Genomic DNA, 25,234 nt, shown 5'->3' on the forward strand with positions numbered 1-25,234 from the left:
TATTTTCTGTGAGTACGATATATGATTATCTCATGGCTGATTTTTCTCATATTCTCGCTACTCGTCCTGATTTTAACGACAGTGATCGCGAATGGTTACATCATTTAGTTGCTGATTGGCAAGTTATAGCTGACTTAAGTTTTGCTGATTTACTGCTTATTATTCAAAATGGAGACGGAGAATATGTTGTTGCTGAGCAATGCCGACCTTCAACAGCTATTACATTGCGAACGGATGATTTACTTGGCAAAAAAATGGACGATTCGCTTGTTCCGGAACTTGATGAAGCAATGAAATCAGAAACAAGCTTCCATTCGTCAACATTGCGTTCGATTGGTCGAGCAACAGTATGCTACGTTTATGCTCCTGTTCGTCACCGTGGAAAAACTCTTGGATTAGTTATGCGCGAAACTAATTTAGCAACTAGAGAATCTAATGGTCGCTACGAAATGGAAAGTATTAATGCTGGTAAAACTTTATTCGATATGATTGCACGCGAACAATTCCCATATCATGAATCTGTTCTAAATCAACGTCATAATGCTCGTGTTTCTGACGGCTTTATTGTTTTAGAGGCCGATGGTGTGGTCCGTTACGCTTCTCCTAATGCTATTAGCTGCTTCCGTAGGCTTGGTGGCTTGGATACAATGCAAGGTGAGTTTTTGAGCGAATTTGGCACGCGTCTGCTGCATACAAACGATAATGTTCCTGAAAGCTTGCCTCTTGTTTTAAGTGGTAAAGCAGATGTTGATTGTGAGCTTGAAGCTAACCGTTCTATAGTTTCTATGCGCTCTTTGCCTTTATTTGGGCCGAATAATCGCGTGGGTGCGGTTGTTTTGTGCCGCGATGTTACGGAAGTTTTGCGCCGTGAACAAGAGTTGCGTACTAAAAACGCTACTATTTCGGAAATTCATCATCGTGTGAAAAATAATTTGCAGGCTGTTTCTGCTTTGCTTCGTTTGCAAGCTCGTAAAACAAAATCTGCTGAAGTAAGAAAAGAGCTTGAGGAAGCTCAAAGACGAGTTCAGACTATAGCTTTAGTGCATGAAGGCTTAAGTCAGACTGCTGACGAAATTGTTGACTTTGATAAAGTTATTTCAAGCTTGCTAAAGATGTCTATTGAACTTGCATCGCAGAATCAAAATATTGATATTGATTTTGTTGGTAAGTTTGGGCGTCTTGCAGCACAGGATGCAACTCCATTATCTCTTGTGCTTACTGAGCTTGTGACGAATGCTGTTGAACACGGTTTTGAAGGCCGCGAAAATGGTCATATTCGTATTGCTGTTGGCCGCGGAGGAGACAATCTTAATATTGTTGTTGAAGATGATGGTGACGGTATTGACAGTGAAGCATCTCACGGAATGGCGAAACCTTCAGGATCTGGATTGGGAACTCAGCTTATAAATACTTTTGTTACCAATGATTTTGGCGGTACTGTGCGCTGGTCTGCTAGAAGAGAAGGCGGCACTCGCGTAGTGTTGGATATTAAATTGCGCGTATCTGGTATTGAGTAGAAAAACTACAACTCTGAGTCTTGATGCCTGCGTGCTCTCAAAGCGCGACGTTTTAGCGTTCTGCGCTCGTCTTCGCTTAAGCCGCCCCAAACGCCGTAATCTTGGTTCGTTTCCAACGCGCATTTTAAGCATTCTGTTGCAACATTGCACGAACGGCATACAGCTTTTGCTTCTTCGAGCTGCTGTAATGCCATGCCAGCATTGCCAAGAGGGAAGAACAGTTCAGGATCTTTATCACGGCATGCAGCTGCCAAACGCCAATCAAACACATTGCTCATGACTAATCCTCATTTCTTAACCAAAGCGGTGAGTCTTAGAAGTACCCCTGAATGTAAGGAAATCATGAATAAGAAGTTTTTTCAAGGTATTTTGCATCTTTATTAAAAATTTTTATTTTTTCTTTTAGTTGGGGAGTGCTATTTGGGTCAAATTTGCGGTTCCTGGAGTAACAAGAACGCATCTTCCGGGAAGCTGATAATCTTCAATGCTAAAGGTTTTAGACAATGCAGAAGGTATGCCAAGCAATGCATCCGTACCAATATCTCCAGTTGGGAAAATTATTCTAACTGGAGCCTGTTCTGGCAATCGCAAATAGCGTGCGCTTTGAGCGCTTAGAATTACAGGCGCACCTAAGCTGTGCAATCTGTTTTGCAATGAAATAGCCGCTACTTTAGTATTAAGCGGATCAAGTAGTTCATCTGCATCATCTATTAGCACAGGCTTAGTAGTGTCTCGAATATAATCAGCTTCTTGAGCTGTTATTTCGTTTGCTGAATATACTTGCGTTTGTAATTTTTGCGATATTATGCGCAATATTGTGCTTTTGCCCTGCTGTCTGCCGCCAATAATAGCAATATTTCCAAGGTTCAAAGGTATTTTTGCTTCAAATAGGTTAATACTGTCATCCTGCAATCCAATAACAACTGATTCTTCGCTTGCTGAAGAATCTACGCTTTCTTGATTAATTTTTTTAGCAAAATATTTATTTTCGTAATTTTCATACTTGTAGTTTTCCAGTTGTTTTGAAGAAAGTATCGACGGTAGAGGAGCGCTAAATAATGTTTTAGAGTGTTCTAAATAGCAGAATTTACCGGCAAATTGTATTGCTTTAACTAAACGTTTTGCGTTACGACTTTGTGCGCATCGTAAAGCTTCTACTCCTTCTCCAATATTGTAATATGCGCTTCCAGGAGTATTTGGGCTAATTTTTGCAGCATGAGAAGTTCCTAATAATTCTTGAGATTGAATAGCGTCTCTAACTCTTAAACAAATATTAATAGAAATATTAGCTTTCATATCTGCGCTTACTTGTCCAAGAGGATTTTGAGTTCCGGCAATAATATGCATTCCAAGAGACCTGCCTACTGATGCTATGCGAATAAGTCGTGGCATGTAGTCTGGAAGCTGATCTTTTAATGCGTGAAATTCGTCGATAACAATAAGTAGTGAAGGTTCAGAGGGAGTAACTTGCGAAATATTATGGCATCCTTGCATGGACACAAGACGTTCTCGACGGTCTAATTCCAACTCAAGACCTCGTAAAGCTCTTGTTGCGTGGCGCAAATTTAAGTCACCAACATTTCCCATAGCGTGAGGAAGTTTAGATAGTATGTCGAAAGTTGCTCCTCCTTTGAAATCCAGGAAAACGAAACGTAATTGTTGTGGAGAATACTGAAACGCTAAAGCTAAGCACCATGTTGTTAGCAATACGGATTTTCCGGATCCCGTAGTTCCTGCTACTAAAGCGTGCGGGCCGTTGCTTATTAAATCTATGTAGCAGTAGCCGTTGTAGCCAACTCCTAATGGAGCAATAAGCTGGTTTTTTGCTGATTTAGCTTGTGTAAGTTTTGGCACCGAAGAGTTTGATTTATAATCAAAATTTAATAAATCAGTATGTAATAAATCAGTATTTGAATGTTTTAACCATTCGTGCAAAACGGTTTTCCATGGCAGTTGCGTGCTTGAGCTATCTGATCTCGTCATAAGAAGCGTTTCCAAGCTAACTGGCGTAAGCGTATCTGGCAAGTTTTCTACATATTTTTGCCCGTAAAGAACATTACTGTCAGGAATGTTAGAAAGTTGTGATTCGCTATTAGATTGTTGAACATTCTGAATTTTCTGCTCGTATTGTTTCTGATTTATGTATTGCAATATTTGCGGAACTAGGCTTGCAATATACATCATTATGCTAGGTATAATCATCGCTAGCATCATCCAATTATTCTGAATCCAAGCCATTATTAGTAATGCAATATGAGCGAATATTGGTACTATGCTTGCTGCCATTTGCACATACAGCAGAACTTTGCTTGTAGTCATTGTTGTGTTAGTTTCGCTAATCATAAAAGTATGATGTCAGCGTTTAGTAACAGACTTCAAGACTTGTTTAAGATTGTGGTTAAAAGCTTTGTAACTAAATTATGCAAATTTTACTGCTGTAATTCTGCAAGAGGTCCAACAGCTCCCGGTTTATGCGTGCCTTCTGCAAGCTGATTAAATAATTCAAGATTTTTAGCATCATCTAGCAGAACGCAAGATCCGACTCCTGGAACTTGATAATCAGGATTAGTCCAATAAACTGTGCCGGTTACGCCTTTTGCACTTGTGGCTTCTTTAAAAGCTTGAGCCATCTGCCATAGGCTACCAGGGTTTGATTTTTCGTCAAAAAGAACGGATGAAAGACCAGTTTCTGCGAGCTTTTTTACCTTACCAAAATTAGTGATGGTCTTTTTGTCTAAAGCTTTTTTCATGATAGCGGCAATAACCATGCGCTGGCGGGCGGCGCGACCAAAATCAGACTCAGGGTCAGCGTATCGCATACGCGAAAAAGCAAGAGCTGTTTTTCCATCAGCATGATGGCATCCAGCAGTCCAATTTAATCCGCTAAATCTATCGTTTACAGTTCTGTTGTAGCATAAGTCAATGCCGTCAATGGCGTCAACAACATTAGTTAAGCCTCCAAAACGTACTTCTGCAACATGGTCAATACGGTGTCCTGTAATCTTTTCAACAATCGAAGTAAGCGCTTTATTTCCAGCAAACTGTGCAACGCTATTTATCTTAACTTTTTCTCCATTAACAGACACTAATGAATCTCTAGGAATAGAAATTAGTGAGCTGTTTCCATTAGATGGTTTAGTTAATACAAGAATAGTGTCGGTTCTAAAACCGGTTATTTCTTTAGCTTCTTCGCCTTCTCGCTGATCCGAGCCAAGTATAAGCCATGAAGTTCCTTGAGTGCTTGGAGTGTTGGTAAGCCAAGTAGTGCGATTTATGTGAGAATCAACCCAATTCCATGAGTATGCTCCTAAGCCGACACAAGATATTGCAATAATCGCAATAAGTGAAATAAATACTTTCAAAAAGATGTGTGGCCTGTGTTTTATGGCTGTTGATGCTGCAGAAATATTTTCGTTAACGTTTTGAGCGGACTCAAATTTTGCACGTTGATATGAATATTGGCTTATTTTCTGCGGACGAATTTCGTTTTTAGATTGTGCATATGCTGTTGTTCTGTTTGCTCGCCTAGTTGAAGCTTGTGCTACGCGCTTCCTAGAACCTGCTGGTGTAAAAGATGGTGCAAATGATGGGGCAGATTCTGGTTTAAACGATGGTGCAAAAGATTGTGCAGATGACTTAGATCTAGCTATTGTTGCATCTGGAGATTGTTTTGCTTTTCTTCCTCGTTTTGGCGTAAAACTTGGTGGAATATTCGCATGCGATGAGTCGTTATTGTGCGAAGGGGTGAAGCTAGGCGGATTATCTCCGCTTTCCGGATAATCCCTGTGCAGTTGCGAATCCATGCATCCTCCAAATGCTTTAATCTATTTTATTAAAACTATATTGTGAAGCCAACATGTGCTTTCAGAAATATTTATTTTCTGAAAAATCACTTATTTCCACGAGGAACAGCGCATAGAACGTTATTAACATACTTGTCTGCAATGCCAACATACTGTCCGGTTTGAGCATCGTGAATAGTACCATTTTCAGGATTTACTATTCCTCCAGTATTTGGATCTATAAGCTGTCCTTGCTCGTTCTTTACTAATCCAGTTTTTGGATTAATTTTTCCATAAGGCTTCTTATGTTCAGGAGAGTTATTTAACTTATCGTTTTCGCTTATATCTTCGTTGCTATTAGAATCCTTTGACGAATTCTTAGTATGCTTTTTATCATTTTTTGTATACTGCTGTTTTAGTGTCAAAGGCTTATTTTCTCGCATCTTTTCCCAAATATCATCTGCTTCGTCAGACCACACAACTCTATTCGGGTCGTAAGGATCAGGAACAACAGGAGTAGTTCGAGCATAAATATGAGAAGTATCTAATTTACGCATACTTAAAGCAAGCCCAACAAGCGTGCTTGGATTAGCTAATCCTTCGCTAATATTTAATGCACCTAAAGCGGATTTAGCTAGCTGATACAATTCGCCACTTTGAGTTAATAGATTCTTAGATAAAGCTTGATGCATAAGCTGCTTGATTAAATACTGCTGCCTTGTTGTACGCATAATATCCGAACCGTCGCTTGCAGTATCGTGCCTCATTCGAGCATATTGTGTAGCAAGTCTGCCGTTTAAATGCTGCATACCCTGCTTAAAGTTCACTCCCGTATAAGCGTCACGAGTGTCGCTTGGAATGCACAATGAAACACCGCCAATAGCGTCAATCATATTACTTAATCCGCTAAAGTCAGCAACAATAAAGTGATGAATATTTAGGCCAGTTAAAGAATTTACTGCTTTTAGTGAGCAGGATGCTGCTGAAGCTAAATCTCCACCCTGCGCGTATCCAATAGCAAAAATAGAGTTGAACATTACGTGCTTGCGTGCAGGAATTTTTCCATTAGTAGTATCGCAAGCAGGAGCGTTTACCATAGAATCGCGCGGAATGGAAACAATATTCATATAGGATCTATCTGCACTAATCTGAACTACCATTGTTGTGTCAGATTGATGATCGCCTGTTTCACCATCGTGCGTAAAACTTTGATTATTTCCATCTCGTGAATCTTGGCCAAGAACTAGGAATGTTACAGGCTTTCCAGCATTTGCGTCAATAACTTGGTGTGCTTGACTATCTTCGCTAATGATGTTTATAACTCGATTGCTAACAGTTGAAGAAAAATCTAACCATGTAGCTGCAAGAATAGTTGAGAAGAAAGTAAGTATAAAAACAATAATCATGCACAGTATTGTGCGAGCGTGGTTTACAACTTTGTAGCCAAGACTATGATGTGGAACTGCGCAATTCCAATCATAGTTGCGCTGGTACCGCATGCCTTCAGTGTATCGTGAAGTCACCATGGTACCTTCTTTCACAATAATAAAGCCTTTTATATTACGTAATTTTTAGCTGTGTTCACTCAGAAATAAAGTTGTACATGAAAGAACACATATAGAGTCTAACTATAGTACAAAGCATTGAGATTTAACCTGCATATTGTGTCTATATATTTATGGCGTGTTTTGCTGGATACCTACCCCTTGCGTAAACTGGTAACTATGGATTTACTAACCGCTCATACATGTACATTTGAAGATGAAGTTTTGCGAGTTCTTTCTGCAGCAAAATCATCGCGTACTACTGATGTGGATTCTTCAATAATGGCGATGATGTGTGTTGAGCGTGACACAAGATTTTATGAAGATACTTTAAAAGCTGTATTAAATCAGTCAGTTCTTCCAGGAACTCTTGTTATTGTTGATTGCGCTAGTAGAGTTAAGCAGGTTATGCAAACAACAATGGAAGTACAAATTGACTCAAACGTGCTTTCAGGAAATGTGCTTCCAAGTTCTAATAAATCTAATAGATATTTACTTGATCCTAATAGTAAATTCAAAGCCAATAATAGAGACGCTAAATATAGGGCAAATATTCAACATAATAACGATTTAGAATTAAAAACAGTTCGAGTAGTTATTATTCCTGTTTCCTCTGCCCACTCTTTTGGTGATGCTATTGAGAAATCATTGCGTAAGCTTATGCCATGCAAAGGAATTTCTGCATTGTGGCTTCTTCATGACGATTCTCGCCCGGCTGATTCGCACTGTTTGGAAGTGTTAAGAGAAACTTGGAGAAATAATCCTACTGCTTCTGTATTAGGTGCAAAACAGATTGATTGGCAAGGAAATATTCTTCACAATGTTGGAATGTATGCTTGGCATCACAGCGTTCACACTCTTACCGTTGACGGTGAGCCGGATCAAGAACAGTATGACGGTCGTGGAGATGTATACGCAGTATCTTTAGCTGGAGCTTTAGTTACATTGGCAGCGTGGCAGACTTTGCGTGGCACGCAACCATGGATGACAACTTTTGGTGAATCTAGAGATTTTTGCCGTCGAGTATCTTTATCTGGTGGGCGAGTAGTTGTAGTTCCTTCTGCTCGTATTGCTCACAGACGAGCTCGTTTAGAGGGTTTGCGTACTCGCGGCGGCGAGGCTAGGACGGAAGAAAAATCCGGACTTAGACATGGTGTAGCTCCTTCTCTTATTGCCAAGCAGCGTTACAAATACACTGATGTCCGTATGATTTTATGGCCATTTATGTGGATTTTTAGCTTACCGGTGGCGTTAGTCGGTGCTTTACGCTCCTTGCTTGCTAAACATCCTTATGCTGCTTGGGTGCGTCTTATTTTGCCATGGCTTGCTCTTATTCAGTTCCCGCGTGCCATGTTTGCTCGTAGGAGAGTAGCTCGAAACACTCGTGTTCCTCTTAAAAAACTTACACAACTAATCGCAGACCGGCGTCAAGTTGCACGATGGAAAGATCGTAGTGCAGCGTTCAAAGCGCAGCAGCATTGTGTGTTATTAAGTCCTTTAGCAAGACGTCATTTGCATGATCGTGTATTAAGACGTTGGAGTGCCGTCATTCTTGCGTCGCTTTTGCTTTTTGCAGTTATATTGCATTTATATGGTTCTCCTTGGCGTGAGATTCTAGGTGGAGCATCCTGGTATTCTCAGCAATGGCTTCCTACAGGCGCTGATTTTAATCAATTATGGAATGCTGCAATTGGATCATGGGTTCCTGATGATGGCTTTGGTCCTGCTATTCCTCCTTCTCCGTGGCTTAGTATTTGGCTATTCTCTTCAGTATTAGTTGGTGCAAACCCGCTACTTGCTATTACACTAATGTTCTTCTTAGCTGCTCCAGCGATGTGTTTGAGCTTCTGGGCATTAGCAGGCGTGTTTACGCGTTCCGACACTGTGCGTGTTTGTGCTGGAATTTGCTGGACTATGATTGCAATGGCCTTTGGTTTATTTGCTCGCGGCGATTTGCCAATGCTAATGACTATGGTATTTTTGCCTGCAGCATTTGCGTTTGCTTTCCATGCTGTTGGAATGTACGTAACAGAAGATCCTGTTCGCCCTGTGCCTTCTGTTCAATGCGCTGCATTTGCTGCACTAAGCTTTATGATTCCTGTTGCTGCAGAACCTCAACTTGTTTTGCCTCTTGTCGTTATTTTCATTGCGTCATTTATTATGGTGCGCTCGCATAGGATTATGTTTTTACTTATGCCAATTCCGTCGATTATGATACTGCTTCCAACAATAGGCAGTGCTATTCGATACGGAGAATCTGGCATGTGGCGTCAATTGTTCTCTAGCATGTCTGTTCCGTTAAGGAGCGTACAGGGTGCTCCTCGCGCTCAAGGCTATGTTGATGTTCTTCTTCAAGCTTTCAATATGACTTCTGCGCATTTTGCTATTAACACTCCATTGCTTAGCTTGAGAACAATAATTATGTTGATTTTTGCTGTTCTTGCAGTATTTATGGCTGTGGCATCTTTGGTTCTTCCGTTTGCTTTGCGTGTTTCTAGAATGATGTGGGTTGTGATTATTAGCGGAATGGCGTTGGCTCTAGTTGCTGAGCGTATTGCTGTTGCGTCTGATATTAATGGTCCTGTTGCTGCAAGTGTTTTGCCAGGAGTTGCATTATCTACTATTGGCGTTTTGGCATGCATGTGTATGGTTGCTGGCCAAGCTGTTAGACGTTTTGAGCCTTTGCGTGCTTCTAAGAATAAAGATTATAAATCTACTGAAAAATATAAGACTCGTACGGATAGGCGCGCCGCAATGCGTAGATCTGCACAGCGTTTTATACGTCACGTAATTCGTATTGCTCGTGCTGCTCTGGCAAGTGGAATGTTAGCTATGGCTGTTCTTTTGGGTCTTTTTACGGTATTAAGCGGTCCTGCAACATCAATCTCTGCAAGTAGTAATGGCCTACCTATGGTTGTAACTGATTACTTGCGTAAGGATGATACTCATCGCATACTTGCTTTGCGTGCACAAGATAATCATGAGCTATCTATTGCTGTTATGCGCACTTCTAAGGGAGATTCTATTGATCAATCTCCAGCTCTTCGTGTACGACAAGTAATTTTTGGTAATTCTCAAAGCAACAAAGCAATATCTCGTGCTGCGGCTCAACTGTTATCTCATGCAGATAATAGCGCAATTGAAACGCTAAAGCAGTTAGGTATTGGCGGTATTTATATTGTTGGAGATTCTGGTAATCATAAAGTAATTTCAGAATCAAAAATGTCAATACAGCAGTTGCTTCAGCCTTCTTCCAAGCCTCAGCCAAGCAAGGTAAATAAAGAAGCTACGGATAGTCTTATTGCGCATGTAAACGCATCTGAAAGCACGCAATTAGTAGTATCTATGCCTCAAGGAACTTATTGCAGGTTTGATGGCATGCCAGATTCTAAGTCGCTTTCAGAAACATCACCATATTATCGTTCTAGGCCATTAACTTGGAGAATACCTTGGGTAGTGTCCACTGCAATCGTATTGCTAGTATACTGCTTGGTAGCTGTTCCTCGTTTTGGACGACATAATATGATTGAGCGCTCTGACGATTTGCATGAGGAGGAATTAGATGAGTTGGCGTAAAAATCCTCATGATAGTTCAAAGCATGGTGAAGTGCCTGCACAATCAGAAATTAAGCAGCATAATAAAATGATTGGCGTTGTTGCTCTTGCAACATTTAGCGCAATATTTCTTCTAGTAGTTGCTTGTGTTGTGGCATTGTGTTGTACTATGCCTAATTTTGTAGATAATGCTAATGCTCCAACTAGTAGTGTTTCTCACAGTGTTGGTGTTAGCCGCTTGCAATCTGTATGTCCTATTAGATTATCTCTACCTGATTTGGCGCAATACGGAGATAGCCAATACAACGAATCAGAAGGAGACTTGCAATCTTCTGCTAGATACTCGACTTTTGGTGACGTGTATCGTGCTAGTGTGCACAATATTCGTGATACTAATGACGAATCGACTTTGTTAAGTAAAAAATTAAATAATGATGGAACTTCATCTCTTACTTATGATGGAGATGTAAATCACGATGCGCAAGTTTTAGAAGGGCGTTTATCTAACATTGCTTCTGGCACAGGAATAGCGGCATCAATGGCATCTTGGGCAACTAAAGGTGATGTTCGCGGATTGTCCGCAACAACTTGCTCTATTCCTACCATGAAACAGACTTTCTTGGTTCCAGAGTCAGGTGAAGGTGTTTCTATTCGTTTAGAGGCTTTTAATCCTGCTTCAAAACCAACAGTAGTGCGTGTGCGAGCTTGGTCTGCTAAGCGTGGAAGTAATCCTATTAATTTATCTACTGGAAGTGCTTTTACTGTTCCAGCTCACTCTCACGCGTATTTTGATCTTTCTGCTGCAGCGCCTAAATCTTCTGGATTGTACGTTCAAGTAGAAAGTGAGCAAACACCTATTGCTGCTTTTGTAAAAGTCGTTCATATGAGCGGACTGACAGTGAAAGGTGTTGATATTATTCGAGCTTTAAGCGCTATGTCTTACGAAACTGTTTTGTCTGGAATTAATGAGTCAGAACAAGCAAAAGCATATGTGTGGCCAGATAAAGACGGTAAAGTGACTATTTCCTGGATGAATGATTCTGGAGCTCAAACAGTAAAAGATTTATCTGTAAAATCTCATAATTTGCAAGTTATTGATCTTGGAAAAGTTCCAGAAAAAGTTCATGCTTTAAGTATTACCGGCTCTGTTAAAACGTCTGCAATGATGTCTGTTTCTCGAGATGGTAAAGATGGCCAATCAGATATTGCTTTTATTAGCGCATCTCGTTCTCAAGGAATTAGCGCAATTGTTTCTCCTGTAAGCGCGGAAGAAACGACTTTATATATTGCTTCAACAAGTGATTCTGATTCTTCAGTATTCTTACAAGCAGTTGGCGCATCTGGAATGAAACGTGTTAGCGTTCCTGCACATTCTGTAGTTACTGTTCCAGCATCAGACATATCTCATAATGCCGTAATGTTTACTGTTAAATCAAGCAAAAATATTTCTCTGTCTGCAAGAATTCGTAAAGATGATTTAGACAAAGCTAATGTTGCTGGTATTGCTTGGCTTGCTTCTCAATCATTGGAGCCGCAACAAGCTCAGGTGCATGTTAATAGCGACAATCACATTGTGCAATAAGCTATAATTATATTCCCCAATCAGGGTCAATTTCTTCTGGCCTGCGCCCATATAATTCAGCTAAACGTTGCACAAGCTCATCTCTAATAGCGTATTGAAGCTCTAGTCTGCTTGTTACATGAGTGCATAGGGGAAGACGATACAATACAATTCGAGCTTGCATTCCTCTACTTGCAGGGAATGCTTGAGACATAATGCGCCTATTATGTTCCCACAGTATTGGTTGAGATGGTGGAACATCTTCTACAGCAAATTGAACATCTTTTGTAAGAGCCTTCCAAGCTCCATTAAGGCGTCGAATTTGTGCAGCTACCATGGAATCAAACATTGCGCTAGCAGTACGGTATTGTGGAAGCCTAGTGCCAAATATTGGTGCGCGTAAGCCTCGCCCGTGGCGGTTTCTATAGCGACGTTCCTCCCAAATTACACCTGTCATACTTACACTGTAGGTGAAGGCTAGGGCAATCTTAATTATTAATTTGATTTTTACGGTGTGTGCAATATAAGCACAATATGGAATACTGTTATATAGTCTTAAAAGTTAGGAGTAATCTGAATGCTTAAGCCAATAGTGCATGATTGCAATGAGTTAAATCTTGGCTTAAGTATTGCCCAATCTTCGCTTATTGGTTTTGATTTAGATAACACATTGGCTTGTTCTAAGAAACCTATGCTTGCTCCAATGGCAGAAACTTTTAGCAAAATTGTTGATTTAATTCCTGTTGCTATTATTACAGGCGGAAGATTATCTTTAGTTAAAAGTCAAATACTAGACATGCTTACTGAAGGAACTAATCTCGAAAATCTTCATATTATGCCTACTAATGGCACTAGCTATTACAGAATCGACAATAAACAGTCTTTGAAATGTGTTTATGAGCATAAAATTGATCCAAATCAAGCGGAACATGTTATTTCTGTAATACGGGAGTGTGCTGAAAGCATGGGGTTGTTGAAGGCTTCTGGAGATTCAATGCTTTGGGGAGAGCAAATTGAAAATCGTGGTAGTCAAATAACTTTTTCTGCATTGGGTCAGCTTGCTCCAGTCGAATATAAGAAAGCGTGGGATCCAGAAGGAAAACTAAAAGCTCAGCTTGCTAAAAGAATTTCTCAATCGCTTCCAAATTTTGCGGTTCGTCAAGGAGGAGATACTAGCGTAGACGTGTATAGGCGAGGCGATGATAAAGCTCAAGCGTTACTAACATTAGCTAAATATTGTGATTTTTCTATTAAAAAAATTACTTTTATTGGAGATCATATGGAACCAGGCGGTAACGATTATCCAACCGCTTTTACTGGAGCTTTAGCCGTGCGCGTTAAAAATCCTGAAGATACTTTAACTCTTTGCACTAAAGTTCTTAATTACTTAAATGCTTAGCTTTAAATATTTAATAAATAGCTTTTAACCACAATGGCATTTTTTATTTTTATAGTTAAATAATTCTATTTTATGCTTACATTATGGCTGGGAGACGCAATGAAATAAGCCACAATAAGATGCAGGCTAAAAGCGTGGCATGCAATAGGGGAGTTGCATGTCACGCATCTGCATCTTTGTGCAAATATTGCAATAGCACATCTTGCAATAATAATGCTGACGAAAAAGGGTATTCTTCAATCGGCTGGCTAAATTTAATAATTATTTTGTATAATATGATACTTCCAAGAGGCTGTGCTGGTTGTAATACTCCTGATTTAGTATTGTGCGAAAATTGCGTTGACGCTTTTCAACATAACAAGCGTGCTCAATTTAATTCCATGACTTTTGGTTATCGTTATTCTTGCGGAGATTATTCGGGTGTTGTTAGACACGCAATATTGCAGTGGAAAGATCATGCAGATACAGCATGTGACAAAATATTTGGCTTACTTATTGCAAATCTTGTATTAAAAGTTTTTAGAAATAATATTAAAGACAACTCTTCAAAAAATAGTTTTAATAGTAATGGGCCAATATTGGTAGTTCCTATGCCGTCTTCATCTTCGTCTACAAGGCGTCGCGGACGTCGTCACATTATTCCAATTGCTAATATTGTTGCTGAAAAATTGTGTAACGAAGGTATTGAAGCTGAGGTTGCGAATATTGTTCGCATGGATTCAAGTATTAGTTCAAAATCAGTTCAAACTAGTGGATCTAGAGGTAGGTCTAAAAGAGCTTCGCATGCCTTTTGTGTTAATTATCGCAAGCTAAAAAAACAATCAAATAATCGCAATTTAAAGCATGAGGCGATTATTATAGACGATATTGTTACAACGGGTTCTACAATGAGCAGCTGCGTTTATGCATTGCAGAAAGCTAAAGTAAGCGTTATATCTGGATTTTCCTTAGCGTGCGTTAGTAGCTCTGGTGATGGCACAGAAGACTATAAATAGCTGATTTCTTTGAATTATTGCGCTTTATTGTAGTTTAGAGGAAGTGTTATTTCGAAATTAGGACCGCGCTTGTCGTCTACTACCTTAACAGTGCCATTATGTAGTCCTGCTGCCCAACGAGCAATTGACAAACCTAATCCAGTTCCGCCAGACTCAGTACCAATTCTTTTATTTCCCTTAACAAATCTACGGAAAATATCAGCTCGATCTTCTACAGGAATTTGATTACCAAAATTAACTACGTTGCTTACAACAGTATTCTGCAGATGATTAATATGAGCGCTGATTAACACACGAGTTCCGTCGTTTGAATGTTTAAGCGCGTTGGAAATAACGTTAGTAAACAATTGTGAAAGACGGTCTTGGTCTCCTGTTAATTCAATACCATTTTCGATCTGAACGCTAATTTCATGATTATGACCAGCGTCAGCTATTTCAAGAGGCTCAATAATTTCATCAATAAAATCCGCAAAATTAAATGACGTAATATTAAGGCTTTCAGCCCCTGCTTCAACCCTAGATAGGTCAAGAAGAAAAGCAATAAGATCCGCTAATCTGTGTGTTTGGTTCAAAATAGCTTCCATATTAGACTCAGTAGGCTCAACAACCCCATCTGCAAGATTTTCAAGCATCGCTTGCAAAGCAGATACTGGAGTGCGCAACTCATGGCTTACGTTTGCTATAAGTTCGCGTCTCATTTGATCAGCATGCTCAAGTTCCTCTGCCATTTCGTTAAAAGCAAGCGTAAGTTTACCAACTTCGTCGCGTCGATTTTCTACAGCAACTCTTACGGAATAATCACCGTCTGCCATTGCTTCTGAAGCGTCTTTCATTTGGCGGAGAGGGGCAGTAAGTCCTCTTGAAAAAACGTAAGTGATTCCTAATGCAACAACCAATGTTAATGGCATAGCAATCCAGCCGTTTAATCCTGTTTTTAGCAAAAACCATGCCATTACGAATGCAATAGCAGTTGCGAACACAATAATCGCAGAAAGTTCAATTTTTAGAGATGAAAAAAATCCAACTGGGCGATTTGGGTAACGGTGTTCTTGCTTATTTTGATTCGATATATTGTTAGATTTTTCTTTGTTAGAAGTATTTTTCTTAAATAAAAGTTTTTTCATAATAGTTAATTAGTTTTAGATTTGCACTAATGATTTATATATAAAATTACATAATAATTATGTAAAAAGTGGTGTTAAATTAGGGTAATTTTTATGAAGCTTGTGATTGAAGTACCTGCTCATAATCATTCATAGGTGGTTCAAAAGCGTAACCTATACCGTGAACTGTGCGAATCCACTCTGAACCAATCTTATGGCGAAGTGACTTAATGTGAGAATCAACAGTTCTTGTGCCGGAAGCGTCTGGCCAATCCCATACTTGTTCTAGTAGCTCTTCGCGCTTAAAAACATTATGTGGATGTCTTGCAAAAGTCGCAAGTAAATCGAATTCAGTAGGAGTAAAATGCACTTCCTCATCGTTTAGCATTACTTGGCGTTGACGAGGTTTAATAACAAGCGCTCCAAAATTAAGAGTTCGCTCATTCTCCATGGTTTTTGCTATTTGAGCAGCTCTTTCTACTCGGCGAAGCAATGCTGCGCAACGAGCAATTAATTCGCGAGGAGAAAAAGGCTTAGTCATATAATCATCAGCGCCAGCGCTTAATCCGACTATTTTATCTGCTTCCGCATCTCTAGCAGTAAGCATAAGAATAGGGACGGGTCTTTTTGCAATAATCCTACGCGTAGCCTCAATGCCATCCATTATTGGAAGCATAATATCCATGATTATAAGATCAGGTTTAAGCTGTTCTGCCGCTCTAACAGCAGATGCTCCATCAGCAGCAACTCTAGCTCTCCAGCCTTGAGCAGTAATGCGTTGTGCAATTGCTGTAGCAAGATCTGGCTCATCTTCAACCACAAGAATGGTACGAAGCGTGTTGCTAACCGATGGAGCATTTAGCATATTTTTTAATAAACCTTTCAGTGTTGTACTGGCTTTAAGAATACCGCACCTAACGCTGGAACGGTAATTCTTGCTGAGTACGGGCGAGAATGATACTCTTCAGCAGCTGCAGTAAATGTGCCATTGTGAATATCAGAACCGCAATACTTTGCGTCATCGGTTGTGAGTATCTCTTCCCACTGGCCACCCTTTGGCAACGCAACCTGGTAGTCTTGCCAAGCTTGACCTGAGAAGTTTACTACTACAACAATTTCTTCGCCGTCATCGCCAATACGCATGTAGCTTAATGTGTTGTGGTCTGAATCATCACTTGTAAGCCACTGGAAACCATCAGGCGTAAAGTCTTGACTCCAGAAAGCTCTAGAGCTCTTGTACAAGGCGTTCAAATCTGCAACAAGCTTTTGCACTCCTTGATGGAATGGCCACTGCAATTCATTCCAGTTAAGAGAAGTATTGAAGTTCCATTCGCTGGACTGTCCAATTTCTCCGCCCATAAACAGCAAGTTCTTGCCTGGGTGAGACCACTGGTATGCAAGCAAAGCACGCAAGCCTGCGAACTGTTGCCATTCATCGCCTGGCATCTTTCCAAGCAACGAACCTTTGCCATATACGACTTCATCGTGGCTTAATGGCAACACGTAATGCTCAGAATACGCGTAAACCATAGAGAATGTAATCTCATTGTGATGCCAACGACGGTTAATTGGCTCTTCCTTAAGGTATTGCAAAGTGTCATGCATCCAGCCCATGTTCCACTTCAAGCCGAAGCCTAAGCCGCCCATATCGGTTGGTGCTGTTACGCCCTGATAAGCGGTAGATTCCTCAGCAATCATCATGATGCCAGGATTATTCTTGTAAGCAGTAGCGTTTGCTTCCTTAATGAAATCAATAGCTTCAAGGTTTTCTCGTCCGCCGTAAATATTTGGTCTCCACTGACCATTTTCGCGGCTGTAATCCAAGTAAAGCATGGAAGACACTGCATCGACGCGCAGTGCGTCAACGTGGTACTCATCCAACCAGAAGCAAGCATTGGCAACAAGGAAGTTACGAACCTCGTGGCGACCAAAGTTGAAGATATAAGTACCCCAATCAGGATGTTCGCCGCGCATAGGATCAGGATCTTCGTAAAGTGCTGTGCCATCGAAGCGTCCAAGAGCGAAGTCATCCTTAGGGAAGTGGGCAGGAACCCAATCCATAATGACACCAATTCCTGCTTTGTGGAGCTTATCTACAAGGTACTTAAAGTCATCAGGGGAGCCGAGTCGAGAATCTACAGCATAGTAGCCTGTAACCTGATAGCCCCAAGATCCAGAGAATGGGTACTGTGTAAGAGGCATAAACTCAACGTGAGTAAAGCCTTCTTTTTGCACGTAGTCAACCAAGTGGTCAGCAAGCTCGCGATAATTGCCTAAATCACGATTCCAGCTGTTAGCTTGTACTTCGTAAATACTTATTGGACCATTGTGTGCGTCAGTTTTTGCGCGCTTATCCATCCAATCGGTATCATGCCACTTAAATTCAGAATCGACAACAACGGATCCAGTATTTGGTGGAACTTCGTGAGAACGTTCCATTGGATCGGCTTTCATGATCCAGTTGCCAGACTGCGTAAGAATCTCATACTTGTATACTTCGCCAGCAGTGACACCTGGAATGAAAAGTTCCCAAATTCCGGAAGATCCGAGCGAGCGCATTGCGTGACGTCGACCATTCCAGTAATTAAAGTTTCCAACAACTCGAACTGCGCGAGCATTTGGAGCCCACACGGAAAAAGCGGTGCCGGTTACTTTCTTTACCATCTTGCCTGTCTCAGGAGAAACTAGACCCCAAGAGTCGGTAATAGTCTTAACATGCGCGCCTAAGGCTTCCCAAAGACGTTCATGACGACCTTCGCCGAACAGGTACATATCAAGATCGCCAACTTGAGGCAAATAGCGATACGGGTCATCGTCTGTTGATTCAGAGCCGTCAATTTCTACAGTATGAATGCGGTAGCTTGGCACAGACCAAGTTTTACTTTTCGTATGCTTTACTGCAGGAATGACAGCGGTAAAAATGCCATTATATTCATGCTTAGCTTCGTATTCTCCGCTCTTGGTGAGAATTACTACTTTCTTTGCCATTGGGCGTAAAACGCGGACGGTTACAGTGTCAGCACCCTTGTCAGTTCCAAGGTGGCCGCCGAGAACCTCATGTGGATTGTAATACTCTGCATTGCTCACCGCAGCTAATACGTCCTGACGGACTGGGACTGCGACTGCATCTTCATTGATGTTAGTAACTGTACTCATGTTGACTATCATACATGGTTTATTGCTATAAGTCGCGTGTGTTTCGCAGTATTGTGAAAAATTTATGAAAGTTTTTTCAAGTCTTGCCCTTATGGGAAACTGTTATGAGTTTTTCTGTGCGTACGGAGGGTTCTGTTGGAATATCAAGTCGGCGATATGGTCGTCTATCCTCGTCACGGTGCAGCTCGTGTTGAAGAAATAAGTGAGCGCACTGTAAAAGGTGTAACTCGTCAATATCTGCGCTTAGTAGTGTTGTCGTCAGATGGTTTGGAAATTAATGTACCAGTAGACAATGTTAAAAAAGTAGGCGTACGTGACATTGTTGGGGCTCAAGAAGTAGCAAAAGTTTTTGAAATTTTGCGCACTCCAATTATTGAAAAAGAAATGAATTGGTCTAGGCGGTACAAGCTTAATGTTGAGAAGATTGCCACCGGCGATGTGAACAATATTGCTGAAGTTGTGCGTGATTTATCTCAACGCTATGTAGACGAGCATGGTCTTTCTGCTGGCGAAAAGCGTATGCTTTCACGCGCTCGCAGTATTCTAATTTCTGAAATTGCTTTGTCTGAAAAGATTGATGAATTTGAAGCTGAGCGTCTTCTTGATGTAAATCTTGGCTACAAAGACCCTCAGGAAGGTGATGATAAGCATCATACTTGCGCGCCTGATGAGCCTGCATCTCAGACTTTATTTCTTTTAGAAGAGCGTAATAAAAAAGCAAAAAAGAAGTAAGTCTAAATTTTTAATTAGTTAATTTAGTTAATTTAGTTAATTTAATAATGTAACTATTTTACAAATTAAATTAATTATTAGATTTCAGCAATAAAAAATCTCTTGCACCGTCTGATGCAAGAGATTTTTATTATAGCTATCGAAGCTTTGTACTATTTACTTGCCTGGATCTTGCTGACCCTGATTTGAATTCTTAGGATCAGTATTCTTGGCTATAGTTGGCTTCTTAGTAATAGGTTTCTTTGGCGAATCTTGATCATCAATATTCTTACGCATATCTTTTGTTGCGTTAATAGCGTTTTGAAGATCATCGCAAATTTTCAAAATCCATTGATCTAGCTGATTTGCATACTTAGGCATAAGCTCACTTACGCGTACTGTCGACGTGTAGCTTCTACCAGCAATACCATTTAGAAGATTAAGAACATCATTGCCTTGCTGACTATCACTAATAAGAACATCAATCTTACGATCTTCAATGAGCTTTTGGAATTCTTCTACACTTGAACGTTGTGGTTCAGTGTTATTGCTTATAGCGTCAGAATATTCCTTAGGAGCTGCATCCTTTACGTTCATGTCTGCCATAAGCCAGAACAGAATTGGAGAGGTTGAAGCATATTTTGCATCACTATGATTTTTAGCAAAATCACTAATAGAACTTGCTAATTTCTTTTCGCTATTTTGCCATTCAGATAGTCGCTGAGCAAAATCATGCTTCTTAGCCGGAAGAACCTTTGAGAAAGTATCAGCCATTGATGAAGCCATAGCTTCTCTTGCATCGTGAGAGAACCACAAGTACGGATTATCTCCATTTAATGCACCAACTGTTGCGGCTGCACTAATAGTTTCAGCCTTTTTTGGATGCACTTTAGAAGCCCAATCGTCGTATCCTGCGCCGTTTGTAATTAATACTTGTGCATCCTGCATATTTTCCAAGTCTTTTGGTTTAGGCTTAAAAGATGAAATATCAGTATTTGCACCAGCCATTATCGATTCGACTTTAACGTCTTTACCGCCGATTTCTTTAGCCAAGCTGCCCCAAGTATCTACAGTAGATACAACAGTTATTTGTGTTGCTGCTTTAGGTTTTTCTTTTGGCTTTTCTACCTGCTGACCGCAAGCCGAAAATCCAAGAAGTACTGCAGATGCAATAAGACATGTTGAAACGGTTTTGCCAAATTTTTTTGCCGCGCAAATAATGGTACGCATCACTGTGGCTCCTTCTTTGATAATAGTGCGTCGGCGCACATTAGTTTTGCTTGTCGACTAATACACTTCTATACCTCACGATAGCCTATCCTTACGAATTGTGCGAGTTGGGAGGCATATTTATGGTTATTGTTCTTGATGGTAAAGCACTTGCTGGCAAAATTAAGGAAGATTTGTCTGCACGCGTTGCGCTATTGCGTAAAAATGGTATTGAACCGGGATTGGGTACTCTACTTGTTGGGAATGATCCTGGATCATTAAAGTATGTTGCTGGAAAACACAAAGATTGCGAAGAAGTTGGGATTCGTTCAATCAGATGTGATTTGCCAGAAGATGCTAGTGAAGATGACATTCTTAAAGCAGTTGAGCAATTGAACAATGATCCGCTTTGTACAGGTTTTATTGTGCAATTGCCTCTTCCTAAGGGCGTTGATTCTAAAAAAATTATTTCCGCAATCAATCCTAAAAAAGATTGTGATGGAATGCATCCTTATAATCTAGGCGAACTTGTGATGCATATTTTTGGAGATATTACAACGCCTTTGCCGTGTACTCCTCGTGGAATTTTAGCTTTGTTAGACGAGTATGGAATTAATCTTTCTGGTAAAAACGTTTGTGTTCTCGGTCGAGGAATCACAGTTGGTCGAACGATTGGTCTGCTTCTTACACGCAGGGGAGTAGATGCAACTGTTACGCTATGCCACACTCATACTAAAAATTTGCAGGAAATTATGCGTGAATCTGACGTTATTATTGCTGCAATGGGCTGTGCTGGTTTTGTTAAGCCGGAAGATATTAAACCTGGTGCAGTTCTAGTTGACGTTGGCGTATCTCGCATATTTGATGAGGAAGCGGGAAGATATCGTATAAAAGGCGATGTGGATGCTGCTTGCCGTGAGATTGCTGGAGCATATTCTCCAAATCCTGGTGGAGTAGGCCCTATGACACGCGCTATGCTTCTTGCGAATGTTGTTGATATGGCTGAAAGAAAGCTTCAAAATTAATATTTCGACACTCCCGGACTAAAACGGCAATTTTGGCTAGGCCTGCCTATAAACTAGCTCTTTGTGTGCGTAGTATCGCGCATAACTATAACTAAATATCGAGTAATATCCACCCCAAGAAGAAACCACTAATAAATAATGGCAGAGAATAATAACGAAGTCGCCAAGGTTGCGATTAATGATATTGGCACCGAAGAAGACTTCATCAAGGCAGTCGATTCAACCATCAAGAATTTTGATGATGGTGATTTAGTTGAAGGTACCGTCGTAAAGATTGATCACGACGAAGTATTGTTGGATATCGGCTACAAGACTGAAGGTGTAATTCCTTCCCGTGAACTTTCCATCAAGAAAGACGTTGATCCAGATGATGTCGTTGAAGTTGGCGACACCATTGAAGCCCTTGTTGTTACTAAGGAAGACAAGGAAGGACGTCTTATTCTCTCCAAGAAGCGTGCACAGTATGAGCGTGCTTGGGGTGACATCGAGAAGATTAAGGATGCAGACGGCATCGTTGAAGGTACCGTTATTGAAGCTGTTAAGGGCGGCTTGATTGTAGACATCGGTTTGCGTGGCTTCTTGCCAGCTTCCCTCGTTGAAATGCGTCGCGTTCGCGATCTTTCCCCATACATTGGCCAGAAGATTAAGGCTAAGATTCTCGAGCTCGATAAGAACCGCAACAACGTTGTGCTTTCTCGTCGTCAGTTCCTTGAGGAAACCCAGTCCGAAGTTCGCGAGACCTTCCTCTCGCAGCTTAAGAAGGGTCAGATTCGCGAAGGCGTTGTGTCTTCTATCGTAAACTTCGGCGCATTTGTTGACCTCGGCGGCGTTGACGGCCTCATTCACGTGTCTGAGCTTTCTTGGAAGCACATCGATCACCCATCTGAGGTTGTTAAGGTTGGCGATAAGGTTACCGTTGAAGTTCTCGACGTTGATCTCGATCGCGAACGTATTTCCCTTTCCCTTAAGGCAACTCAGGAAGATCCATGGCAGCGCTTCGCTCGCACCCATGTTCCTGGACAGGTTGTTAAGGGCAAGGTCACCAAGATCGTTCAGTTCGGTGTGTTCATCTCCGTTGAAGATGGTATTGAGGGCTTGGTTCACATTTCTGAGCTTGCAAACCGTCACGTAGAGAACCCAGAAACTGTTGTTAAGGCTAACGAAGAAGTATTCGTGAAGGTTATCGACGTTGATCTTGATCGTCGTCGTATCTCCCTCTCCTTGAAGCAAGCTACTGAAGCTGTCGATCCAAATTCTGAAGATTTCGATCCAGCTCTCTACGGCATGCCAGCTGAGTACGATGCTGAGGGTAACTACAAGTACCCAGAAGGCTTCGATCCAAACACTAATGAGTGGATGGCTGGCTACGAGCAGCAGCGCGAAGAGTGGGAAGCTCAGTATGCTGCAGCTCACGAGCTTTGGGAAGAACACAAGGCATTCGCTGCTAAGGAACTCGCAGCTGCAGCTGAATCTGCTGCCGCTGACGGCCAGAGCGAAGAAGCTGAAAAGAAGCCAGCTAAGGAAGAGAAGAAGGAAGAAGTTGCTTCCAACTATTCTTCTGAGGCTTCTAACGAAGGTGCTTTAGCTGATTCCGACCAGCTCGCAGCTTTGCGCGAACAGCTTTTGAGCGAAAAGAAGTAGTTTTCTACTTTCTACTAGAAGCTTATTAACAATTGCCCTGGTGAGTGATCATCGGGGCAATTTTGTTTATGTTTTACTACTATTTTGAGTATGTTTTGCGAGTATTTTTGTGACTCAAGTTTTGTAATTAAATATAGGTACAATTAATTTTCTTTTAAGAATCATGATTATATGATGCTTTTAAGCATTAATCATAATTATTAAAAGGATTGGTGAAGATTATGAGCACGTTTGACAACAATCAGAAAAATGCTCAGTCCCCTTCGTATGATGGGAATAGTGAGGAGAGCGCTAAAGCAACTTTAGTAAGCTCTCGCAATAAAATTGTTGCAGGTTTGCTAGCGATTTTCTTAGGCACATTAGGTATTCACAATTTTTATCTTGGTTTTAAAGGAAGGGCGATTGCACAGCTGCTTATTTCTGTTCTTTCCTTTGGTTTCCTGTTGATCATTACAGCAATATGGGCATTGGTTGAGGGTATTTTGATTCTTTGCTCAAAGCCTGGAACTAAGTGGCATCAAGATGCTGATGGTGCTGAGTTAAAGGATTAGTGTTTTATAATTATTGTTAATAAACAAGATGCCCTGGTGAGTAATCATCGGGGCATCTTTTAATATCTTTAGTAATAACGCTTTTATTTATTAATTTTTTATTATATAGTTTTTAAGAAAATAAATTTCTTACGAGAGAAAGTGTAATTATTGTGAGTGATTTAGATAATCAAACTGGAGATTACGCCGGCTCTGACGGACAGCCACAGTACGGACAGCCACAGTACAATGATCAGTCTCAGCAGTACAACCAGGCTCAGCCACAATATAACGACCAATCCCAGTATGGTGCTCAGCCTCAGTACAATGCTCAGCCACAGTATGGTCAGCCTCAGTATGGCCAGAATTCGTATTCTCAGCCACAATATGGTCAGTACTCTCAGTCTGCTCCTCAGTACAATCAAGCGTCTTCCTACTCTAACTATGGGTCTAATAATTATTCATCAAACACATACAGAAGCTCTCGTAACAAGATTGCTGCAGGCCTGTTAGCGATTTTCTTGGGCGCTTTGGGTGTGCACAATTTCTATCTTGGGTTTAAAGGCAAGGCTATTGCCCAGCTTCTTATTTCTATTCTTTCTTTCGGCTTGCTGGCTTTTGTTTCTGGAATTTGGGCATTTATTGAAGGAATTTGCATTCTTTGCTCTCAGCCTGGTTCTAAGTGGCATAAGGATGCCGATGGTGCTGAACTTCAAGACTAATTTTACAATTACTATTTAGCATATAATGCCCCGGTAATTATTTACTGGGGCATTACTTATAATTTATATATGACAATAATGCGTATTGCGATAACGGGCGGAATTGCGGCTGGAAAATCTACAGTAGTAAACCATTTGCATTCGCTTGGCGCTTTTGTTATAGATTACGACGTTTTAGCGCGTAGAGTGGTGGAACCAGGAAGCGCAGTATTGCAGCGAATCGTAGGAATTTTTGGGGAAAATGCCGTTTTGGAAGACGGTTCTTTAAATCGTGCGTTTATTGCAGAGCATATTTTTGGAGATGACGATGAACGTAAGCAAGCGTTAAGTAAGCTTGAGGATGTAATTCATCCTGCTATTTATGATTGTGCGAAGATTTTAGAAAGCGAATATAAAATCGAATATTCTAGTAAAATTTCTAAAGAAAGTTGCAATGAAATAAGCAGTATAAGCTCGGTTATTGTGCACGATATTCCACTTCTTGCGCAAGTAATTGATAGCATTCCATTCAGTTTTGACCATATTATTACTGTTGAAGCGCCTAAAGAAATTCGCGTTAAGCGAATGATAAGAGAGCGAAATATGACGGAGAGCCAGGCTTTGGCGCGCATAAATAGTCAGCTTCCAAGTAAAGCTCGAAAAGATATGGCAGATTTTGTGGTAGATTCAACGAAACCGATGGAATCTATGCTTAAAAGTGTTGACGATATGCTGAAAACATGGCTGCAAGAAATAAACAATAAACAATCAAAGCGCTGAAATGGTAAAATTGGGGAAGTAAAAG

20 protein-coding genes are annotated in these 25,234 nt (G+C 40.8%); 11 read left to right on the forward strand and 9 right to left on the reverse strand.

All coding sequences use genetic code 11. From position 1 onward, the window contains the following. The first annotated feature begins 32 nt into the window (after nt 1-32). The gene (locus ACLD5M_RS04695; RefSeq protein WP_004128266.1) at nt 33-1,517 is read left to right on the forward strand and encodes a sensor histidine kinase; all 1,485 of its coding nucleotides are present in this window, start codon (nt 33-35) and stop codon (nt 1,515-1,517) included. Nucleotides 1,518-1,522: 5 nt separating this feature from the next. On the opposite strand, the gene ACLD5M_RS04700 is transcribed toward ACLD5M_RS04695, so the two are convergent. The 4 genes from ACLD5M_RS04700 to ACLD5M_RS04715 all read right to left on the reverse strand — a co-directional run bounded on the left by ACLD5M_RS04700 (nt 1,523) and on the right by ACLD5M_RS04715 (nt 6,825). Beyond that, nucleotides 1,523-1,795 (reverse strand): WhiB family transcriptional regulator, encoded by a 273-nt coding sequence (locus tag ACLD5M_RS04700; RefSeq protein WP_004128264.1) that lies wholly within the window; start codon nt 1,793-1,795, stop codon nt 1,523-1,525. Between the two features lie 124 nt (nt 1,796-1,919). Then, nucleotides 1,920-3,860, reverse strand: a complete 1,941-nt coding sequence (locus ACLD5M_RS04705; protein WP_032834808.1) for an FtsK/SpoIIIE domain-containing protein — start codon at nt 3,858-3,860, stop codon at nt 1,920-1,922. Between the two features lie 86 nt (nt 3,861-3,946). Continuing rightward, nucleotides 3,947-5,320 carry an LCP family protein gene (locus ACLD5M_RS04710; protein WP_410314695.1) on the reverse strand — a complete coding sequence of 458 codons (1,374 nt, stop codon included), beginning with the start codon at nt 5,318-5,320 and terminating at the stop codon, nt 3,947-3,949. An 86-nt stretch (nt 5,321-5,406) separates the two neighbouring features. Beyond that, complete coding sequence (locus tag ACLD5M_RS04715) at nt 5,407-6,825, reverse strand: LCP family protein (protein WP_004134662.1); 1,419 nt, start codon at nt 6,823-6,825, stop codon at nt 5,407-5,409. 198 nt (nt 6,826-7,023) lie between these two features. On the opposite strand from ACLD5M_RS04715, the gene ACLD5M_RS04720 reads away from it, so the two are divergent. Both ACLD5M_RS04720 and ACLD5M_RS04725 read left to right on the forward strand, forming a co-directional pair. Then, nucleotides 7,024-10,419 (forward strand): glycosyltransferase family 2 protein, encoded by a 3,396-nt coding sequence (locus ACLD5M_RS04720; protein ID WP_410314696.1) that lies wholly within the window; start codon nt 7,024-7,026, stop codon nt 10,417-10,419. Further along, a complete protein-coding gene (locus ACLD5M_RS04725) occupies nt 10,406-11,980 on the forward strand; it encodes a DUF5719 family protein (RefSeq protein ID WP_410314697.1) in 1,575 nt (524 codons plus the stop codon). The genes ACLD5M_RS04720 and ACLD5M_RS04725 overlap by 14 nt, the downstream gene beginning before the upstream one ends. A gap of 7 nt (nt 11,981-11,987) precedes the next feature. Here ACLD5M_RS04725 and ACLD5M_RS04730 read toward each other — a convergent pair whose 3' ends face one another. Then, the gene (locus ACLD5M_RS04730) at nt 11,988-12,416 is read right to left on the reverse strand and encodes a metallopeptidase family protein (RefSeq protein WP_004128242.1); all 429 of its coding nucleotides are present in this window, start codon (nt 12,414-12,416) and stop codon (nt 11,988-11,990) included. Nucleotides 12,417-12,536: 120 nt separating this feature from the next. Between ACLD5M_RS04730 and ACLD5M_RS04735 the strand changes: the two genes are divergently transcribed. Together ACLD5M_RS04735 and ACLD5M_RS04740 are read left to right on the forward strand one after the other, a co-directional pair. Continuing rightward, complete coding sequence (locus ACLD5M_RS04735; protein WP_116793935.1) at nt 12,537-13,358, forward strand: HAD-IIB family hydrolase; 822 nt, start codon at nt 12,537-12,539, stop codon at nt 13,356-13,358. 119 nt (nt 13,359-13,477) lie between these two features. Then, nucleotides 13,478-14,353, forward strand: coding sequence for a ComF family protein (locus ACLD5M_RS04740; protein ID WP_410314708.1), 876 nt, complete (start codon nt 13,478-13,480; stop codon nt 14,351-14,353). 14 nt (nt 14,354-14,367) lie between these two features. Here ACLD5M_RS04740 and ACLD5M_RS04745 read toward each other — a convergent pair whose 3' ends face one another. The 3 genes from ACLD5M_RS04745 to glgB all read right to left on the reverse strand — a co-directional run bounded on the left by ACLD5M_RS04745 (nt 14,368) and on the right by glgB (nt 18,612). Further along, on the reverse strand, nt 14,368-15,477 hold the full coding sequence (locus tag ACLD5M_RS04745; RefSeq protein WP_004135950.1) for a sensor histidine kinase: 1,110 nt from the start codon (nt 15,475-15,477) through the stop codon (nt 14,368-14,370). Nucleotides 15,478-15,568: 91 nt separating this feature from the next. After that, complete coding sequence (locus tag ACLD5M_RS04750) at nt 15,569-16,321, reverse strand: response regulator transcription factor (protein WP_004127943.1); 753 nt, start codon at nt 16,319-16,321, stop codon at nt 15,569-15,571. Nucleotides 16,322-16,338: 17 nt separating this feature from the next. Next, nucleotides 16,339-18,612, reverse strand: a complete 2,274-nt coding sequence (glgB, locus tag ACLD5M_RS04755) for a 1,4-alpha-glucan branching protein GlgB (protein WP_004135952.1) — start codon at nt 18,610-18,612, stop codon at nt 16,339-16,341. Between the two features lie 135 nt (nt 18,613-18,747). Here glgB and ACLD5M_RS04760 point away from each other — a divergent pair, with 135 nt between their 5' ends. Continuing rightward, on the forward strand, nt 18,748-19,344 hold the full coding sequence (locus ACLD5M_RS04760; RefSeq protein ID WP_410314698.1) for a CarD family transcriptional regulator: 597 nt from the start codon (nt 18,748-18,750) through the stop codon (nt 19,342-19,344). A gap of 156 nt (nt 19,345-19,500) precedes the next feature. Here ACLD5M_RS04760 and ACLD5M_RS04765 read toward each other — a convergent pair whose 3' ends face one another. Next, nucleotides 19,501-20,553, reverse strand: coding sequence for a metal ABC transporter solute-binding protein, Zn/Mn family (locus ACLD5M_RS04765; protein WP_004135956.1), 1,053 nt, complete (start codon nt 20,551-20,553; stop codon nt 19,501-19,503). A 122-nt stretch (nt 20,554-20,675) separates the two neighbouring features. Here ACLD5M_RS04765 and ACLD5M_RS04770 point away from each other — a divergent pair, with 122 nt between their 5' ends. The 5 genes from ACLD5M_RS04770 to coaE all read left to right on the forward strand — a co-directional run bounded on the left by ACLD5M_RS04770 (nt 20,676) and on the right by coaE (nt 25,209). After that, nucleotides 20,676-21,557 (forward strand): bifunctional methylenetetrahydrofolate dehydrogenase/methenyltetrahydrofolate cyclohydrolase, encoded by an 882-nt coding sequence (locus ACLD5M_RS04770; protein WP_410314699.1) that lies wholly within the window; start codon nt 20,676-20,678, stop codon nt 21,555-21,557. A 138-nt stretch (nt 21,558-21,695) separates the two neighbouring features. Then, the gene (gene rpsA / locus ACLD5M_RS04775) at nt 21,696-23,198 is read left to right on the forward strand and encodes a 30S ribosomal protein S1 (protein WP_004135961.1); all 1,503 of its coding nucleotides are present in this window, start codon (nt 21,696-21,698) and stop codon (nt 23,196-23,198) included. A gap of 221 nt (nt 23,199-23,419) precedes the next feature. Then, nucleotides 23,420-23,749, forward strand: a complete 330-nt coding sequence (locus ACLD5M_RS04780) for a TM2 domain-containing protein (RefSeq protein ID WP_410314700.1) — start codon at nt 23,420-23,422, stop codon at nt 23,747-23,749. A gap of 152 nt (nt 23,750-23,901) precedes the next feature. Beyond that, on the forward strand, nt 23,902-24,450 hold the full coding sequence (locus ACLD5M_RS04785) for an NINE protein (RefSeq protein WP_410314701.1): 549 nt from the start codon (nt 23,902-23,904) through the stop codon (nt 24,448-24,450). A gap of 69 nt (nt 24,451-24,519) precedes the next feature. Then, nucleotides 24,520-25,209, forward strand: coding sequence for a dephospho-CoA kinase (coaE, locus tag ACLD5M_RS04790; protein ID WP_410314702.1), 690 nt, complete (start codon nt 24,520-24,522; stop codon nt 25,207-25,209). Nucleotides 25,210-25,234: the final 25 nt, after the last annotated feature.

The organism is Gardnerella sp. Marseille-Q9185, from assembly GCF_046508745.1.
Classification (GTDB): domain Bacteria; phylum Actinomycetota; class Actinomycetes; order Actinomycetales; family Bifidobacteriaceae; genus Bifidobacterium; species Bifidobacterium greenwoodii.

Excerpts from the sequence above, each read along its gene's own strand:
- ACLD5M_RS04710 (WP_410314695.1), bottom strand. The coding sequence starts at position 5,320 with ATGGATTCGCAACTGCACAGGGATTATCCGGAAAGCGGAGATAATCCG.
- ACLD5M_RS04705 (WP_032834808.1), bottom strand. The coding sequence starts at position 3,860 with ATGATTAGCGAAACTAACACAACAATGACTACAAGCAAAGTTCTGCTG.
- ACLD5M_RS04745 (WP_004135950.1), bottom strand. The coding sequence starts at position 15,477 with ATGAAAAAACTTTTATTTAAGAAAAATACTTCTAACAAAGAAAAATCT.
- rpsA (WP_004135961.1), top strand. The coding sequence starts at position 21,696 with ATGGCAGAGAATAATAACGAAGTCGCCAAGGTTGCGATTAATGATATT.
- ACLD5M_RS04740 (WP_410314708.1), top strand. The coding sequence starts at position 13,478 with ATGCAGGCTAAAAGCGTGGCATGCAATAGGGGAGTTGCATGTCACGCA.
- glgB (WP_004135952.1), bottom strand. The coding sequence starts at position 18,612 with ATGAGTACAGTTACTAACATCAATGAAGATGCAGTCGCAGTCCCAGTC.
- ACLD5M_RS04765 (WP_004135956.1), bottom strand. The coding sequence starts at position 20,553 with ATGCGTACCATTATTTGCGCGGCAAAAAAATTTGGCAAAACCGTTTCA.
- ACLD5M_RS04780 (WP_410314700.1), top strand. The coding sequence starts at position 23,420 with ATGAGCACGTTTGACAACAATCAGAAAAATGCTCAGTCCCCTTCGTAT.
- ACLD5M_RS04735 (WP_116793935.1), top strand. The coding sequence starts at position 12,537 with ATGCTTAAGCCAATAGTGCATGATTGCAATGAGTTAAATCTTGGCTTA.
- ACLD5M_RS04750 (WP_004127943.1), bottom strand. The coding sequence starts at position 16,321 with ATGCTAAATGCTCCATCGGTTAGCAACACGCTTCGTACCATTCTTGTG.
- ACLD5M_RS04695 (WP_004128266.1), top strand. The coding sequence starts at position 33 with ATGGCTGATTTTTCTCATATTCTCGCTACTCGTCCTGATTTTAACGAC.
- ACLD5M_RS04715 (WP_004134662.1), bottom strand. The coding sequence starts at position 6,825 with ATGGTGACTTCACGATACACTGAAGGCATGCGGTACCAGCGCAACTAT.
- ACLD5M_RS04720 (WP_410314696.1), top strand. The coding sequence starts at position 7,024 with ATGGATTTACTAACCGCTCATACATGTACATTTGAAGATGAAGTTTTG.
- ACLD5M_RS04730 (WP_004128242.1), bottom strand. The coding sequence starts at position 12,416 with ATGACAGGTGTAATTTGGGAGGAACGTCGCTATAGAAACCGCCACGGG.
- coaE (WP_410314702.1), top strand. The coding sequence starts at position 24,520 with ATGACAATAATGCGTATTGCGATAACGGGCGGAATTGCGGCTGGAAAA.
- ACLD5M_RS04700 (WP_004128264.1), bottom strand. The coding sequence starts at position 1,795 with ATGAGCAATGTGTTTGATTGGCGTTTGGCAGCTGCATGCCGTGATAAA.
- ACLD5M_RS04770 (WP_410314699.1), top strand. The coding sequence starts at position 20,676 with ATGGTTATTGTTCTTGATGGTAAAGCACTTGCTGGCAAAATTAAGGAA.
- ACLD5M_RS04725 (WP_410314697.1), top strand. The coding sequence starts at position 10,406 with ATGAGTTGGCGTAAAAATCCTCATGATAGTTCAAAGCATGGTGAAGTG.